At 43.6% G+C, this 16,913-nt stretch carries 11 protein-coding genes; 7 read left to right on the top strand and 4 right to left on the bottom strand.

Annotated elements, in window-relative coordinates; genetic code table 11:
* The first annotated feature begins 36 nt into the window (after nt 1–36).
* The 6 genes from MusilaSJ_RS09230 to MusilaSJ_RS09205 all read left to right on the top strand — a co-directional run bounded on the left by MusilaSJ_RS09230 (nt 37) and on the right by MusilaSJ_RS09205 (nt 12,629).
* Complete coding sequence (locus MusilaSJ_RS09230; protein ID WP_274989695.1) at nt 37–3,651, top strand: VCBS repeat-containing protein; 3,615 nt, start codon at nt 37–39, stop codon at nt 3,649–3,651.
* Between the two features lie 10 nt (nt 3,652–3,661).
* Complete coding sequence (locus MusilaSJ_RS09225; RefSeq protein ID WP_274989694.1) at nt 3,662–4,984, top strand: vanadium-dependent haloperoxidase; 1,323 nt, start codon at nt 3,662–3,664, stop codon at nt 4,982–4,984.
* A gap of 15 nt (nt 4,985–4,999) precedes the next feature.
* The gene (locus tag MusilaSJ_RS09220; protein ID WP_274989693.1) at nt 5,000–6,565 is read left to right on the top strand and encodes an FG-GAP repeat domain-containing protein; all 1,566 of its coding nucleotides are present in this window, start codon (nt 5,000–5,002) and stop codon (nt 6,563–6,565) included.
* 18 nt (nt 6,566–6,583) lie between these two features.
* Entirely contained in the window at nt 6,584–8,137 is a 1,554-nt protein-coding gene (locus tag MusilaSJ_RS09215) for an FG-GAP repeat domain-containing protein (protein WP_274989692.1), read from the top strand.
* Nucleotides 8,138–8,362: 225 nt separating this feature from the next.
* Nucleotides 8,363–11,152, top strand: a complete 2,790-nt coding sequence (locus tag MusilaSJ_RS09210; RefSeq protein ID WP_274989691.1) for a glycoside hydrolase family 2 protein — start codon at nt 8,363–8,365, stop codon at nt 11,150–11,152.
* 160 nt (nt 11,153–11,312) lie between these two features.
* A complete protein-coding gene (locus MusilaSJ_RS09205) occupies nt 11,313–12,629 on the top strand; it encodes a flavin monoamine oxidase family protein (protein WP_274989690.1) in 1,317 nt (438 codons plus the stop codon).
* Between the two features lie 61 nt (nt 12,630–12,690).
* Here the strand turns inward: MusilaSJ_RS09205 and MusilaSJ_RS09200 are convergent, their stop codons facing one another.
* From MusilaSJ_RS09200 to MusilaSJ_RS09185, 4 genes are read right to left on the bottom strand one after another with little or no spacing between them, the layout of a single operon-like run.
* On the bottom strand, nt 12,691–12,999 hold the full coding sequence (locus MusilaSJ_RS09200) for a type II toxin-antitoxin system RelE/ParE family toxin (protein ID WP_274989689.1): 309 nt from the start codon (nt 12,997–12,999) through the stop codon (nt 12,691–12,693).
* Nucleotides 12,992–13,219, bottom strand: coding sequence for a hypothetical protein (locus MusilaSJ_RS09195; protein WP_274989688.1), 228 nt, complete (start codon nt 13,217–13,219; stop codon nt 12,992–12,994). Before MusilaSJ_RS09195 ends, MusilaSJ_RS09200 begins: the two co-directional genes overlap by 8 nt.
* A 35-nt stretch (nt 13,220–13,254) precedes the next feature.
* Nucleotides 13,255–14,433 carry a family 8 glycosyl hydrolase gene (locus MusilaSJ_RS09190; RefSeq protein ID WP_274989687.1) on the bottom strand — a complete coding sequence of 393 codons (1,179 nt, stop codon included), beginning with the start codon at nt 14,431–14,433 and terminating at the stop codon, nt 13,255–13,257.
* A 25-nt stretch (nt 14,434–14,458) separates the two neighbouring features.
* Nucleotides 14,459–15,409, bottom strand: coding sequence for a LysR family transcriptional regulator (locus MusilaSJ_RS09185; RefSeq protein WP_274989686.1), 951 nt, complete (start codon nt 15,407–15,409; stop codon nt 14,459–14,461).
* Nucleotides 15,410–15,498: 89 nt separating this feature from the next.
* Here MusilaSJ_RS09185 and MusilaSJ_RS09180 point away from each other — a divergent pair, with 89 nt between their 5' ends.
* Nucleotides 15,499–16,902: a TolC family protein gene (locus tag MusilaSJ_RS09180; RefSeq protein ID WP_274989685.1), complete on the top strand. Its 1,404-nt coding sequence runs from the start codon at nt 15,499–15,501 to the stop codon at nt 16,900–16,902.
* The last annotated feature ends 11 nt before the right edge of the window (nt 16,903–16,913 follow it).

The raw sequence follows: 16,913 nt of genomic DNA, 5'->3' as shown, positions 1-16,913 counted from the left end.
TTATCTCCACCTTTTTTTATAGCTTACTAATCAATAATGAAGTACGCCCTTCCCCTTATATGCCTGGTTGCCGTTTTATTTAGTGCCTGTAAAAAAGCTACACTTTTTGAACAGATTCCTTCTTCGCACTCCGGTATTACCTTTAATAATAAAATTGTTGAAAATGATACCATAAATCCGCTTACCAAACTTAACCTGTATAATGGCGGCGGTGTGGGCATAGGCGATTTTAATAATGATGGCCTGCAGGATATCTACTTTGTTGCTAATACTACCTCAAACAAGCTATACCTTAACAAAGGCGATATGAAGTTTGAGGATGCTACATCAGCAGCAGGTGTTGGCGGCAGTGGCGGCTGGGGCAGGGGAGTGGCTGTTGTTGATATTAACAACGACGGCCTTATGGATATATATGTGTGCTATACTTTGCTTGATGATTCGGTTAAGCGCACTAACCTGCTTTATGTAAACCAGGGGATAGGAAAGGGCGGCGTACCCCGCTTTAAAGAAATGGCTAAGGAATATGGCCTTAATGTGAAGCTCCACTCAACCATGGCCTCGTTTTTTGATTATGATAACGATGGCGACCTGGATATGTACCTAACCGTTAATGAAGCTGTAGCGGGAGACAACCAGAGTACTTTCAGACCAATAATTACTAATGGAAGTCACCGAAGCACCGGACAGCTTTACCGCTGCGACTGGGATGCTGCACTAAAACACCCGGTTTACAGCAATGTATCAAAACAGGCAGGCATTGGTACCGAAGGCTATGGTCACGCAGCTACCATAGTGGATATTAACCGCGACGGATGGAAAGACATTTATGTAACCAACGACTTTTTGACCGATAATATTTTATATATTAATAATGGCAACGGTACTTTTACTGATAAAGTGAAGGATTATTTTAAGCACACCGCCTTCAGCTCTATGGGGCAGGATATTGAGGATGTGAACAACGATGGCCTTGCCGATGTTTTTGAGGTTGACATGAATCCCGAGGATAACTACCGTAAAAAGATGTTCATGCCGCCCAACAATTACCAGATATTTCAAAATTTCGACAGGTATCAATATCAATACCAGTACACCCGCAATACTTTACAATTAAACAACGGCCCGCGAATTGGCGGTAATGATTCTATTGGCGACCCCTCATTCAGCGATGTGGCTTTTTTAAGTGGTGTTGGACAAACAGACTGGAGCTGGGGACCTATGATAACCGATTTTGATAATGACGGGTATCGCGATATTGTAATAACTAACGGTTATCCGCGCGATGTAACCGATCATGATTTTATAACGTTCAGGCAAATGGCCTATTCGGTCGCGTCAACCCAACAGGTGCTTGACCAGATTCCGATAGTAAAAATACCTAATTATGCTTTCCGTAATACCAATGGTGTGCAGTTTGAAGATGTAACCCAAAGCTGGGGACTTGGTGCTCCCTCGTTTTCAAACGGATGTGCCTATGCCGATCTGGATAACGACGGCACCATGGATATGGTTATTAACAATATCAATGACGAAGCATTCATCTATAAAAACACCTCCCGTAAAAGTGCAATTAACAGTAGTAACTACTTACATATACAATTTCATGGCGGCCCCAAAAACCTGAGCGGCCTTGGTGCTTTTGCAGATATTTATTACGATCATGGCAAACATCAATATTATGAAAATACACCTTACCGTGGTTATTTATCAACCATACAGGATATCGCCCACTTTGGCCTGGGTAACATATCTCAACTCGATTCGGTGGTGATACGCTGGGATAACGGTAAAAAACAGGTGCTAACCAATGTTAAAACCAATCAAATTCTCCAGGTTAAAATTGGCGATGCTAAGCTTGATTATAGCAATAAACAGCCTTCGGTAGATAACACTGCCCTGTTTAAAGATGTCACTCAATCGGCAGGCATAACCTATAAGCATAATGATCAGGATTATATCGACTTTAATGTTCAGAAACTGCTTCCGCATAAACTGTCGGAATATGCGCCGGCGATAGCAGTAGGCGATGTAGACGGGAATGGTTTTGATGATATGGTGGTAGGCGGTACTACCAAATATCCAGCTCAATTATTACTGCAGCAAGCCAGCGGCAAATTTATTCAGCGCGACCTGGTACCTCAGCCCAAAACTATTACCCAGGTTGGTAATCCTAATGATATGGCGCATATGGTATCGCCTGTGAGGGTCAAGGATGAAGGTATGCTGCTTTTTGATGCAGATGGCGATGGTGACCTTGATCTTTATATAGCCAGTGGCGGGTATGAAAGTGAGTCCGGTTCGTCAAACTACCAGGACAGGCTTTATGTTAACGATGGTAAGGGGAACTTTAAACTGCAACCTGAAGCCCTGCCTAAAAACCTCACCAGTAAACTGTGTGTAAAAGCAGCTGATATAAACCGCGACGGCAAAATGGATTTGTTTATATCTGGTCGTGTAAATCCCTGGAACTACCCTAAGCCGGTTTCAAGTTTTATTTTGCGTAACGATAGCAAGAATGGTGTTATAAAATTTACCGATGTATCTGCATCAGTAGCCAAAGAATTGAATAAAATAGGCCTGGTTTGTGATGCCGCCTTTACCGATTTTAATAACGATGGCTGGCCCGACCTCATCCTTACAGGCGAATGGATGCCGATCACCTTCCTTAAAAACGATCATGGCATGTACAAAAATGTAACGCAAAGCACCGGCGTCGAAAATAAGCTTGGCTGGTGGAATACCATTGCCTCCGGAGATTTTGACCACGACGGCGATACGGATTACATTGTGGGCAATACGGGTTTGAATACTTTTTATAAAGCAACCGATCAATACCCGATTTATATTACCGCTAAAGATTTTGACAACAATGGCAGCTATGACGCCTTCCCTTCTGTTTTTCTGAAAGATCAGGATGGTAAGCTACAGGAGTTCCCGGCTTTTGGCCGCGATGATATTGTGAAGCAAATGATCAGTATGCGTATCAGGTTCCAGAATTACCGGTCGTTTGCAACCGCAACAATGGATTCGGTGATAACCCCAAAAATGCGTGAGGGGGCATTACGCTTAAAAGTGAACTACCTGCAATCGGTTTATTTACGTAACGACGGCGGTGGTAAATTTACTGTCGTTCCATTGCCGGTTGAAGCACAAATGTCTGAACTATGCGGCATTACTGTTGATGATTTTGATGGGGATGGCAACCTGGATGTTGCGCTGAATGGCAATGATTACGGCACCGAGGTTGCAACGGGTCGTTACGATGCTTTTAACGGTTTATTATTAAAAGGTGATGGCAAGGGCGGCTTTAAACCACTCAGTATTATGCAAAGCGGTATTTATATTCCCGGAGATGGCAAAGCTTTGGTGAAACTTAAAGGGGCCAGGGGTAATTACCTTTTGGCGGCTACTCAAAATCGTGACAGGATGAAATTATTTGAGCTGAAAAGGCCGGTTAAAACGTATGGCCTGCAGCCACTCGATGCATTTGCAACCATAAAATACAAGAATGGCAAAATTGCCAAACAGGAGTTTTACAATGGTAATTCTTTCTTGTCTCAATCGGGCAGATTCATTAATATTGATGATAACATGGCATCGATAACTGTAACCGACAGTTTTGGCCATCAACGTAATGTACCAATTAATTAAACTATTATAAATGAGATGCTTTAAGATATTTATAGCCGTTGCAGGTTGTGCCCTTGTTTTAGGTTGCGGAAGTAAGCCTAAAAAGATACCGATGATGAAAGATGCTGATGTTATTCATAACAACGTTGATCAGCTTACGCAGGTTATTATTTATGATGTATTCAGTCCCCCGGTTTCAAGTCGTATTTATGGATATGCCACGCTGGCAGCATATGAAGCGCTACGTTATCAAAGCCCTGATTATAATTCAATTACCGCACAGCTAAGGGGCTTTGGTAAGCCGCCTCAGCCGCAGGTTGGGGTAAAATATAATTACACGCTCGCAGCTACATCGGCGTTTTTTGCGGTAGCTCATAAGGTTACCTTTTCTATCGATTCGCTCAAAAAGTATGAGGCTAAAGTTTATGCCATGTATAAAGATAATCTTGATGATTCAACCTATGCCCGCTCAATGGCATTTGGCGAAAAGATAGGTAAGTACATTTTGAAAAGAGCAGCGGTTGATAATTATCCCCAAACCCGCGGCAAGCCAAGGTTTTTGGGTAATGATAATCCCGGCAACTGGCATCCTACACCTCCTGATTACCTGGATGCTGTTGAGTTTTGCTGGGGTACGATGCACACCTTCGCGGTTGATACCTCGACCATGTTTCCATTGCCGCCCCCGCCTCCTTTTAGCGAGGATAAAAACAGTGAGTATTTTAAGCAAACCCAGGAGGTATATGACCTGAGTAAGCATATCACACCACAACAGGCAGAGATTGCTCGTTTTTGGGATGATAACCCCTTTGTGATTCAGCACAACGGCCACATGATGTTTGCCAATAAAAAAATCACTCCTGGTGGCCATTGGATTGGTATAACAGCTATTGCTTGTAAGCAAACCCATGCTGATGTTGTAAAAACAGCCCAGGCTTATGCACTTACTTCAATAGCTTTGTATGATGCCTTTATTTGCGGCTGGCAGGTTAAATATGAAACTAATTATATAAGACCGGTAACCATCATCAATGATAAAATTGATCACGACTGGTTGCCTATGCTGCAAACGCCCCCATTCCCCGAGTATCCAAGCGGGCACAGCGATATCAGTGGGGCCTCGGCGGTGGTGCTTACGCATCTATTTGGCGATAATTTTGCCTACCAGGATACCAGCGATCTGCGTTACATAGGCATGCAGCGCCATTTCGACTCATTTTTGAAAGCTGCCGACGAAACTTCAATAAGCAGGTTTTACGGCGGAATCCACTTCCGCAACAGCGTTAATCAGGGTGCTGTACAGGGCAGACAGGTAGGTGAATACATCTGGAAAAAATTAAAACTTAAAAAATAAGAGGTTAGCTATTTTATGAATTTTAAAAAAAGCGTATTAACCATATCATATCTTTTTTCATTTTCTGCATTATTAGCCGGTTTAACGCTCATCAATAGCTGCAAGCGTAAACCGGCATATCAACCTTATAAATTTACCGGCGATGTGATAGTTGATGGTAAAAACCTGGTACAATTAAAGTGTACCCGCTGCCACTCGTTAGTGCCTGTTGATGCATTACCTAAGGATGTTTGGCTTAACCACACGCTGGTTAATATGGCGCCGTTGCTGCATATTTCAACTTACGGGGGCTCGTCATACTATAAGGATAATCCGCTTGATACTACAGGCGCCACTATTGCAGAATGGACGGCCATTTTAGATTATTATAAAAAAGCAGCACCCGACACCTTGCTGCCGGCTAAAAAGCCCATTCCATTAATAAATGATTGGGCTGGCTTTATACTTAAAAAGCCTGCACCGGTAAGTTATACCGCTTTTACTACCATGCTTGCTGTCAATGCAGCTACAGGGCGTATGTACAGTGCCGACGCTGTGGATGAAAAATTGTATACCTGGGATAGTAATTTAAAAATGGACTCCCTCGCCAAATTTCCATCAGCCGCAGTTGGGGTTAGTTTTGACAAGGACAGTATCGGGAATAATATAGGCTTTTTCGCATGTATTGGGCGTATGGCACCGGTTGATTTTCCGAATGGTAAAGTAGTTAAAGTGAACCTTGATGCGCAGCATGTTAATAACGAACAAACTTACATCGCATCTGATTTGCCCCGGCCTGTTGGCACAATAACAGGCGATTTTAATAAGGACGGTTTGCAGGATGTTGTAGTTTGCGGTCAGGGCAAGTTTAAAGGAGGCGTTTACTTGCTTAAGCAAAATAAGGATCATACGTATGAGCAACAAACCATTTATGACAAGCCGGGCGCTGCACAAGCTTTAGCCGGCGATTTTAACAACGATGGCTGGGCAGATGTAATGCTGTTAACCGGGAGCGGTGATGAAGGCCTTTGGTTGTTGTTGAATGATCAAAAAGGAGGATTTACAACCCGGAACCTGCTACATTTTCCGCCGGTTTATGGTTCAAACAGTTTTCAATTGGTTGATATGGATCATGACGGCAAACTTGACCTGGTACTAACCTGCGGCTACAACTACCGTGATTCGAGGATCCTGAAGCCTTACCACGGCTTATACATTTTTACCAATACGGGCGACTGGAGCTTTAAACAACGCTGGTTTTACCCTATAAACGGTTGTACAAAAGCCATTGCCGCTGATTTTGATGGTGATGGCGATATCGATATTGCAACGATAGCTTTCTTTGCTGATATGAAAAATATGCCTGCCGAAGAGTTTGTTTATTTTGAGCAGGGTAAACCTTTTGATTTTAAGCCCCACGCCTTGCCAATTAGCAACCTTGGTCACTGGATGTGTATGGAAGTGACAGATTTGAATAAAGATGGCAAACCTGATCTGGTGTTAGGTAACTATGCCGATGGCTTTATGTTCCAGGATGGTTTTAAACCCAATTGGGATCAGCACCTGCCATTGATCGTGCTCGAAAATCACACCAAAAAGTAAAGCGATACCAAGTTGTAAATGAGGAAAGCAGGACGGGAAAGCATAATAAAACGCAAGGTATTATTACTGACTATGATATTCGCAGCTATTGTCGTGGCTGCTTTAAATAGTTGCGGCGATAATGAACCGAGTGACGAGGAGCTTTTAGCTGGTGCAAAAAAAACGGCCTTTCAACATTGCGGAAGTTGCCATGAACCACCGGATGCTTCTTTACTGGATAGTGCCACATGGGACAAGTATATACTACCGGCTATGGGAGCGAAACTTGGCATGCGCCCCTTTATGGATCAGTATGTGGCCGGGCCAAGGGCTACGCTTTCACTTGCCGACTGGACAAAGATTGTTGTTTATTACCGGTACGCCTCGCCCAAAAAGCTAAAGATCCCCAAGCCAGATGCTGTGATTGATTCGGCTATATTTTCGGTGAAAAGGCCTGCTAATGTCGATACAAAATCGGGTGAGGCCATGACCACCATGGTTAAGTTTAATGACGTTGATAAGCACTTTTATACGGGTGATGCCGGCAACAAGCTTTACCGCTGGAACGGTGACCTTGCAGCTACCCTGGTCAAAAAATTCCATTCCCCAATAACGGATGCTACCTTTTATCAATCGGTAACTGAACCTAATAATGCTGTTATTACCTGTATAGGCATCCTTCCACCTAACGACCAGCTTAAAGGAACATTAACACATATTAATCTCGACAAGAAATCAAAAGACACCACTTTAATGGCCGATAGTCTGCCCCGGCCGGTTAAAAGTGCGGCGGCCGATTTTAACAAAGATGGCCTGATGGATTATGTAAGCTGTGGCTTTGGTCATGACAGGGGTGGTTTGTTCCTGTTACAGCAGCGCTCAAACCATACTTTTAAAAGAAAGATCATCCGTGCAATTCCCGGGCCTGAAATAGTTTATACCAGAGATTTTAACGGGGATGGCTGGCCTGATATTGCATGTCTGTTTGCCCAGGCCGATGAAGGGATCTGGCTGTTCTTAAATGATAAACAGGGCGGCTTTATTACCAGGAACATCATCCGTTTCCCATCGGTTTACGGGTCGAGCAGTTTCCAGTTGGTGGATGTTAACCACGATGGTAAACTTGATATAGTTTACACCTGCGGTGATAATAACGATTATTCCCCCATATTTAAACCTTACCACGGGGTTTACATTTTTACCAACCAGGGCAACTGGAAATTTAAACAAACCTATTTCTACCATATAAACGGCTGCTCAAAAGCTATCGCCGCCGATTTTGATAAGGACGGAGATCTTGATCTGGCCGTGATCGCTTTCTTCCCTGATTATAAATATCACCCTACCGAAGGTGTTACCTATCATGAGCAAGTTAGTCCCGGCAAGTTTAAAGTTCATGAGGTTCCGGTTAATTTATTAGGCCGGTGGATTTCGATGGAGGCCGGTGATATTGATGGAGATGGTGATACAGACCTTGTTTTGGGCAATTTTTCAGTAGGGGCTCGGGGCCTCATGAATCAAAAGGATTATAAGCCCAACTGGGATTTGTACGAACCGATCATTGTGCTGCAGAATAAAACGATACATAAGTAAAAAATATTTTTAGACGCTTCCGCATTCGTGGTGTTTGTGCTCTCACAAATACTTACTATCTACTTTTCTTGCGTTAGTTATCATCAGGAATATTAAGAGGATAATAGTCCACTATCAAATAGAAACTCCAGAACGTATCATTTGTACCACAAATTGATAAATAAGTACAGCTGTATCTTGCCGTACGTTAAGTAGTTTTACCACACTTATTTATTGATATATTAAATGAACAAAAGTATCCGCTCTGCTTTAAGTTTGATAGCCGCCTGTCTTTTGCCAGCCTTTGTATCGGCACAATCAGGAGTTGTAAGACAAGTTAAATTAAGCAATTTTAATCTGCAATCCTCTGCATTGATAAGTGCTTCCGGCACCGAACTCTCCAATAAGCAATATCACTCGCCGGTGTATTGGTTTCCTGTAAAGGTTCCAACTACGGTACTTACCGGACTGGTGGCCAACCATATTTATCCTGATCCATACCAGGGGCTTAATAACATGTTGATCCCCGATGCATCCGATCAGTTTAACAAAGAATATAACCTGGAACAATACAGTCATTTACCGAATGACCCTAATCCCTGGAAAAAGCCATACTGGTACCGCACTACTTTTAAAGTGCCTGCCGCAGATAAAGGCCGTCGTTTCCAGCTGATATTTAAAGGGATCAACTATCGCGCTGCTGTATGGCTTAATGGTAAACAAATTGCCGACAGCACCCAAATGGCAGGCATGTTTGCCGAACATAACCTGGATGTAAGTGATGCAATTAAAGCAGGTGCCGAAAATGCCCTCGCCGTAAAAATTTACCCGCTCGATTATCCGGGCTATCCGGCAAAAGAACAATTAAAAGCCCTCGCTCCGTTTTATGAAAATGGCGGCCCAACGGGCGATATCGGCAAAAATGTAACTATGCTTTGCTCTTCCGGCTGGGACTGGATTCCGCCGGTGCGTGATCGTAATATGGGCATCTGGCAGCCGGTTTTTCTGCGTACTACCGGTGCGGTAACTATTGGCAGACCAAAATTGGTTACTGATTTGCCGAACCTGCCCGACACAGGTGTAGCTAAACTTTCATTAAACTTAACCTTAACCAACAATACTACTACAGCGCACGGCGGTAAGCTAACCGTTAGTATCAAGCCTGAAAACTTTGTAGGTGCGCCGGTACAGTTTAGTCAGCCTGTGGTCGTATCCGGTGGTTCAGAAAAGGGTGTTGAATTAAATGCCGATAAGATTAGCCAACTTGTAATCCGTCAGCCTAAATTATGGTGGCCTAATGGTTATGGCAAGGCAAACCTGTACCGAATTCGCCTGCAATACACCGAAGGAAATACGGTGAGTGACGATACCACTTTCGTATTCGGCATCCGTAAGGTGGCCTCTAAGGCCGAAACTACAGCTAATGGCTTTGTGCGCCGTAAGTTTTATGTAAATGGTAAGGTAGTGCATTTGGTAGGCGGTGCCTGGGTGCCGGATATGATGGTAAACCGCGATTCGGCCCGTTATGATTATGAAATGCACCTTTGCCGCAATGCCAATGTTAACCTGGTACGTATTTGGGGCGGTGGCGTTACCGAGCCCGATGCTTTCTGGAATGCTGCCGATAAATATGGCCAGATGGTATGGTCTGACTTTTGGATCACCGGTGATACCCAGGGCGAATTTAAAGGCTCACCCGATTGGCCGCTGGAAGGTAACGTGTTCATCAAAAACGTAGAAAGTACCATCTACCGCATCCGCAATCACCCGAGTTTGTTGGTATGGACAGGCGGTAACGAAGGCCATGCCCGTAAAGAGTTATATGATGTAATGCGTAATGATATCATCACTTTAGATGGTACGCGTCCGTTTATCCCAAGCTCGTCGGGCTTTGCCAAATTGCCTGCAGGCTGGAAAGGATCATGGCCAGATGAGATGCCATCGGGCGTTTACAGCGGCGGCCCGTACGAATGGAAAGACCCTAAAGACTACTACAAGCTGGCGAATGATGCTAAGGACTGGGTATTTAAAGACGAAACCGGCCTTCCATCACAACCACCGTATACCACGTTGCCAAAGATTATCCCTAACCTGGTTTGGGATACCAACTTGCCTTTCCCCCTTAATAATTCATGGGGCTACCATGACGCAGCAACCGGAGCCGGTAAATATGATAAGTATTATGAGGAGATGGCCAAAAGGTACGGCAAACCAAGCAGCATCGTTAATTTCTCGGACAAGATGCAACTTATGAACACTGTAGGCTACCAGGGTATTTTTGAGGCCGATGGTCATAAACTGAACGAAACCGGTGGTGTAATGCTCTGGAAACTAAATGCGGCCCTGCCAAGTGTAATATGGCAGATCTACGATTGGTATCTTGAACCCAATGCAGGCTACTATACTATGCAAAATGCTTGCGAGCCTGTTCACATTCAGTATAATTATGATAATTCGTCGATAGCTATCATTAACCGTACGCATCATGCAACCGGCAGTTTAACCGCAACGGCCGATATTTATGATATCAACAGTAAACTGATAAAATCAGAAAAGGTTGGCAATGTAGGATTAGCACAAACCGGCGTTAAGGAAGTGATTCAGTTCAAAGACGTACTTGCCGCCACAAAAGGTGTAAGTTTCGTGGTACTTAACTTGACTAACGCCGCAGGCAAAACTATGTCACATAATGTTTACTGGTTATCGGCCACTGATGATTTTACATCACTGAACGATATGAAACATGCAGAGGTACAGGGTAAAGTGGTCAAAGCTGAAAAAGGATTGAGCGAAAATAAATGGACTATGCAGTTCACCAATAATTCAAATCAACTGGCATTCTTTGTCCGCCCGCAATTGATGAAAAACGGTGAGGAGGTAATGCCAAGCTATTGGACAGGCAATTATTTTACCCTCGCTCCACATGAAAGCATCACGGTATCAGTAAGTGCTCCGGTAGCCAAATTAGGAACGGTAAAACCAACGATATTGCTTGAAGGCTGGAATTTGGATAAGCAGGTGATAGCATTGCAATAATTTTTTTTAACTTAATATTTACGCAAAGGCGCGAAGACGCAAAGTTTTTTTCTTAGCGGCTTCGCGCCTTTGCGTGCTTATATCTAAGTTAAATTTTGTTTAAGAATGACTTACTGTACAGGTGCAGCTTTAAAAATCTGCTTATCTTGCTGAACGCATATTGCATATGGAAAACACAGATGTAATTATTTTAGGAGGAGGGGCAGCAGGTTTGATGGCTGCCCGTACGCTTGCCAAAGCAGGTAAAAATGTTGTGCTGCTTGAAGGACGAAACCGGCTCGGCGGCCGCATTCATACACTTGAACATGGTACTTCGCTGGAGCCTGCCGAACTGGGTGCCGAATTTATTCATGGCGATTTACCCATAACTCAAAGCTTGCTTAATGAAGCCGGCATTAAATATACCCCTGCCTCCGCCTCCATGTGGAGATATGATGACGGGAAATTTATAGCCGAAGGGCATGTTATTGAACATTGGGATGAATTTCTGGAGAGTATCATGCAACTAAAGCATGACATGAGCATTGAAGCGTTCATGCAGCAGGAATTTTCTGGCGAGCAGTATGCAGGTCTCCGGGAATCGGTACAGGGTTATGTGTCGGGATATGATAATGCCGATCCTAAAAAAGCCAGTGCCTTTTCTATCCGTAAAGAGTGGCAAAATGAGCATGAGGATGCGCAATACCGTGTAGAAGGAGGTTACTGTACGTTAATCAGCTATTTGGCAAATGAGTTTAAACAGGCAGGTGGGCATATTTATCTTAATGCCGTTGCAAAAGATATTGACTGGGGCAAACATCATGTTACAGTAAGCACAGATATAGGGATAACCTATCATGCCCGGCAACTGTTGGTTGCCGTACCGCTTGGAATTTTACAGGCCGAAGTCGGATTGAAGGGCACACTGAGTTTTGATCCACCGATTGATTATTATATCAATGCCTTAAAATCGCTTGGCTTTGGGGCGGTGATTAAAGTGTTACTTGAGTTTGATGAAGCATTTTGGTACAGTGACGAAACCCGGCAAATGACCGGTGCCGAACTGGAAGATATGGGTTTCCTGTTTTCAAATGAAGCCATACCCGTTTGGTGGACCCAGATGCCTGTACATCGCCCGCTGCTTACTGGTTGGCTTGGCGGGCCACCTGCTGCTGCACGTGTTAATACCAGCGATGAAGATATGCTGATAGAAGCCCTTGGTTCTATTTCCAATATTTTTAAGGTAGATATCGCCACTCTGAAGGAAAAACTCCTCACCTGGAATGTGATCAACTGGACCGTTGATCCATTTTCGCGCGGATCATACAGCTACGATACCACAGAAACAGCAGAAGCAAGAAAGATCCTGAGCCATCCAATAGGCGATACCCTATTTTTTGCAGGTGAATATTTATACGAAGGTACAGCTATGGGTACTGTTGAGGCCGCGCTTACAAGTGGTTTGAGGGCGGCAGAGATGTTGTTGGAGTTTAAGTAAGATTTTAAGATTTCACGCAAAGGCAGTAAGACGCAAAGTTTTTCTTATCGCCGTTGCTATATTATTCTAATTTCAATCTTTCCGGATCTTGACGGTTATCCCAAAAAGTAAGAAGAAATATAACTTTTTGATCGTCCGTTATTCGATATAACAAAGAAACATTGGGATGAAGTACGGCCTGCCTTATTGAAGGATCATTTTTGCGTTGTTGAAATAAAAACGGATTCTTCCTGATTTTTATTAAAACGGAATCTGTTCTCGAAATAAAATCATTGACTTCTTTTATTGTCCAATTGTAGTCTAAATACTCTATAATTTCAACAAAGGTTTTTCTGGCTTCGCTCGACCAGAAAATCTCAAATTCATCCATTATAGTTATACCGGGCTTTTATCTCATTCATTACAACATCATTTGGGGTTATTCTTCCGTTCTTGACATCCTCAAGCCCCCTCTCTATCGATTGTTGCAATGCGATATCGTTTTTGAAGTCGGCAATAGCTTTTTGAAGCTTATCAATTTCTTTAGCCTCCAGATTTGATAAGGAGTTGATAATATCTTCTACCGATAATTTTACTTGTACTGTAAGCATAATCAAATTTACTTAATTAATTACGATGTAACAACTCATTCCACCCTCCAATAATTCCCGCTCACAATGATCATATCCAGCATCTTGATGGTATTATCGTAGTAATCATAGTCCTTCAGTTTAAAAGCCACAAGATAATCCCATACTTTGTTAAGCCATTGTTGATTATCGTGATCAACCATAGCCGATACCGTAAACGGCGCTATAAAACTCAATGCTTCAAAATACCTGCCTTTAATATCATTCCCCTCCAATGTATACCCTGCCGAAATATTATCAGGGTTCCCATCAGTAGTTTGCCTGATCCAATGATTTATTTTATCAACAAACATCTTTGCACGTTTATCGCCATACAACAAATAATCGGTTGCTATGCGCCATGGAACCCGGCAGGCATTGTAGTTATAATAACCGTCGTACCTTGATTCCATGTAGTTGGGTTGAGCAGGCCGGGCTTTAGCGTTTATGCCTCTGATGAAATCAGGCACCAGGCCCGCATCCGGGCTGTAAGTTTTTTGGAGATAGCCAAATAAACGGTAATTGTTATCAATGGCTTTTTGCCATTTACCGGTTTTTGATGCGCTTTCAAATGCTTTGAAATTGGCCGGCATAAAATCAGAAGCACGCATGTCGTAATAATCTTCACTATCCCCGTCACTGCCATCGCTTAGCAAAACAGAAAACGTTTTTGGATTGATCTCGTATCGCATAATTGCCGCCATCATGTTCTTTGCTTCCTGCAGATAGTTGATTTGGCCTTTGCTTCCCCATTGCTTATCGGCTAACAGGAGAGAGTAGGCTATATCCATATCGCCGTCGGTGGCAGCGTCCCTGTCATGGTTTTTACAATTTTTTAGCTGGGCCCAGGCCATTAAGTATGGGGACGCTTTGGCCGGATGGGCTTTGTAATAATTATACAGCCCATCATAAGTAGTTTTGGCCTGCTTATCATATCCGGCCATCAGCGCGGTAATCACCATACCGTAGCCTTGCCCTTCGGATACGCATTCTTTACCTGGTTTTTCAAACCAAACATAAAACTGGCCTTTATCGCAGCCGGGTTTTATATACCGGTGTTTCCACTGATCGTAAAAAGTGGTTACCTGTTTATCCAGCTGTTGCTGATTAAGGTGATTAGGTTTAATAGCGCCAGTGGCATACTGGCTATGTTGCGGAAACGGCCTTAATGCAACCTGTGCATGAAGGCCGTTCATGAAAAATATTGAAAATATCAGCAGGCTATATCGCACGCAGTTCGGGGTAAGCGGAAACCTCTTCAGCATCATTGCACAATAACTCAGTTTTGCAGAAATGGTTCTTGAGGCAGCTCAAAAAGTTCTGAATTGCCGGTGTATCCTTACAGGTAGCGGCATACCAGGTACGTTTTGCTATACTATGGTGCAGCGGTTTTGTAACAATGTGTTTACCGGGTAGGTATGGTTTCACAATCCAGTCGGCCATAACGCTTATTCCGAGGCCTGCATTTACCATCTCAATAGTGGCATCAGTGTAGTGGATCCGGTTCAATGTTTTGGGCTTTACATGCTGCTCCTGGATGAGTGTTTCGATGATCGGAGTTTCCTGGTATGAGGGGTCATAAAGTGCCAGGATTAACTCCTGATCCTGGAAGTCGCAGATGTCAATAATTGCCTTTTTTGCCAGCGGATGATCGGCCGGTAAAATGGCCACAAGTTGATCTTCAAAAATGGGTTCGTAAACAATTTGTGTGTTCACCATTTGGGTGCGCACAATGCCCAGGTCAAGGTCGCCCCGCATGAGGTATTCGAGCGGCCGGCGACTTGCGTCTGAAACTATATTTATATTAATATCAGGCCATTGGCTCTTGAAGTCCTTAATTACGCCGGGCAACCAGTGGTATGCCGTATAGCATTGCATACTGATATTGAGCTTGCCGGTTTTGCCATTTTTATAGTTGTTAATATCCTCTTCAAGGGTGCGTATTTCGGCCAATATTTTTTCCGAACTTCGTAGGAAACGGTAGCCCACTTCGGTAAGCTGAAGCTTCTTTCCCTGGCGATGGAACACCTCTATATCCAGTTCCTTCTCCAGCTCTTTTAACTGGTGGCTCAGGGCAGATTGAGTTAGGTGTAAAGCGCTCGCCGCTTTGGTCAGCGAACCCTCTTTTGAAATGGTATCAACTAACCTGAAATGATGTAATGCAATATTCATTATTAGTTTTGCTAATGATTTACACAAAATTAATTCATTTTTTTCATGAATCATATAGGTATACATTTGCTGTGTATAAAATACACCTCATGTTAAACACAAATTCAAAAAAATTACTCCTGTTTTTTTTGAGTGTTTCATATGTCTTACACGTACAAGCTCAGCAAAAAGTCCTGTCCATTAAGGATGCTGAACAAATGGCCCTTGCTAACTATGCTTCCATCAAGTCGAAGGCAAACCAGCTTAACGCCTCTAAGGCATACCTCAAAGAAACAAAAACGGAGTACCTGCCGGACGTAAATTTCTCCGCGCAGCAGGACTACGGCACAGTGAACGGCCAAAACGGACCATCGTATGGTTACCGTGGCCTGTCGGTGTCCTCATCGGGGCCAGCTTTGGCCAAACAGAATTGGAACGCCGCATTTGGCGCGCTATATTTAACCAACGTTAGCTGGGACTTTTTCGCCTTCGGCAGATCGAAGCAAAGGATCGGCGTACAGAAAACCATCGTATCGCGCGATGAAACTGATCTTGCACAGGAGCAATTTCAGCATCAGGTACGCGTTGCAGCCACGTATTTAAACTTACTGGCAGCACAGCAGCTTGCCAAAGCGCAGCAGGATAACCTTAACCGTGCAATGGACTTACAAAAAGTAGTAGTTGCCCGCGTAAAGAACGGTTTAAATCCGGGAGTGGATTCTTCATTGGCCAATGCCGAAGTATCTAACGCTAAAATAGCGCTTACCAATTCTCAGCAAACAGTGCAGGATCAAAGTAACCAGCTTTCTATTTATCTGGGTATTCCGGCGCAGGAGTTTCAGTTGGATAGCGCTTTTATCACCAAACAGCCAAACAACCTGGAGGCTTTAAGCGCTGTTGCCACTACAGATCACCCAACTTTGAAATTTTATCAAAACAGGGTAAATGTGAGTGATCAACAGGCTAAATACCTTCGCACTTTTGCCTTGCCAACCTTTAGTCTTTTTGGTGTTTATCAGGGCAGGGGGTCGGGCTTTAAGTCTGATTACGGTACCAACCAGGATAGCTACACCGGCAGTTACGGCGCAGGTGTTGACCCAACCCGTTATAACTACCTGTTTGGGATTGGTATGGTGTGGAACTTTACCAGTGTTTTCAGGATTCACTACCAGGTTCAATCGCAAAAGTTCACATCAGAACAATTGAAAAACGACTACGAACTGGTTGATAAACAACTGGAAGCACAGCGCACCTTGGCCGAAACACGCATAGGCAATGCCCTTAAAAATGTGAACGAAGTTCCGGTTGAAGTTTCGGCCGCTAACAACGCTTATATTCAAAAATATACACTGTATAAAAACGGACTATCAAACATAGTTGATTTTACACAGGCGCTTTATACCCTTAACCGGGCCGAGGTTGACAAATACATAGCATTGAATAACGTATGGCAGGCACTGCTGTTCAAATCAGCAGCTACAGGCGATTTCGGGATATTCATCAATAATTTTTAACAGTTACACAC

Source organism: Mucilaginibacter sp. SJ (assembly GCF_028993635.1).
Classification (GTDB): Bacteria; Bacteroidota; Bacteroidia; order Sphingobacteriales; family Sphingobacteriaceae; genus Mucilaginibacter.
The sequence above is the reverse complement of the archived record's forward strand: the minus strand, read 5'-3'. Positions and strand labels throughout refer to the sequence as shown.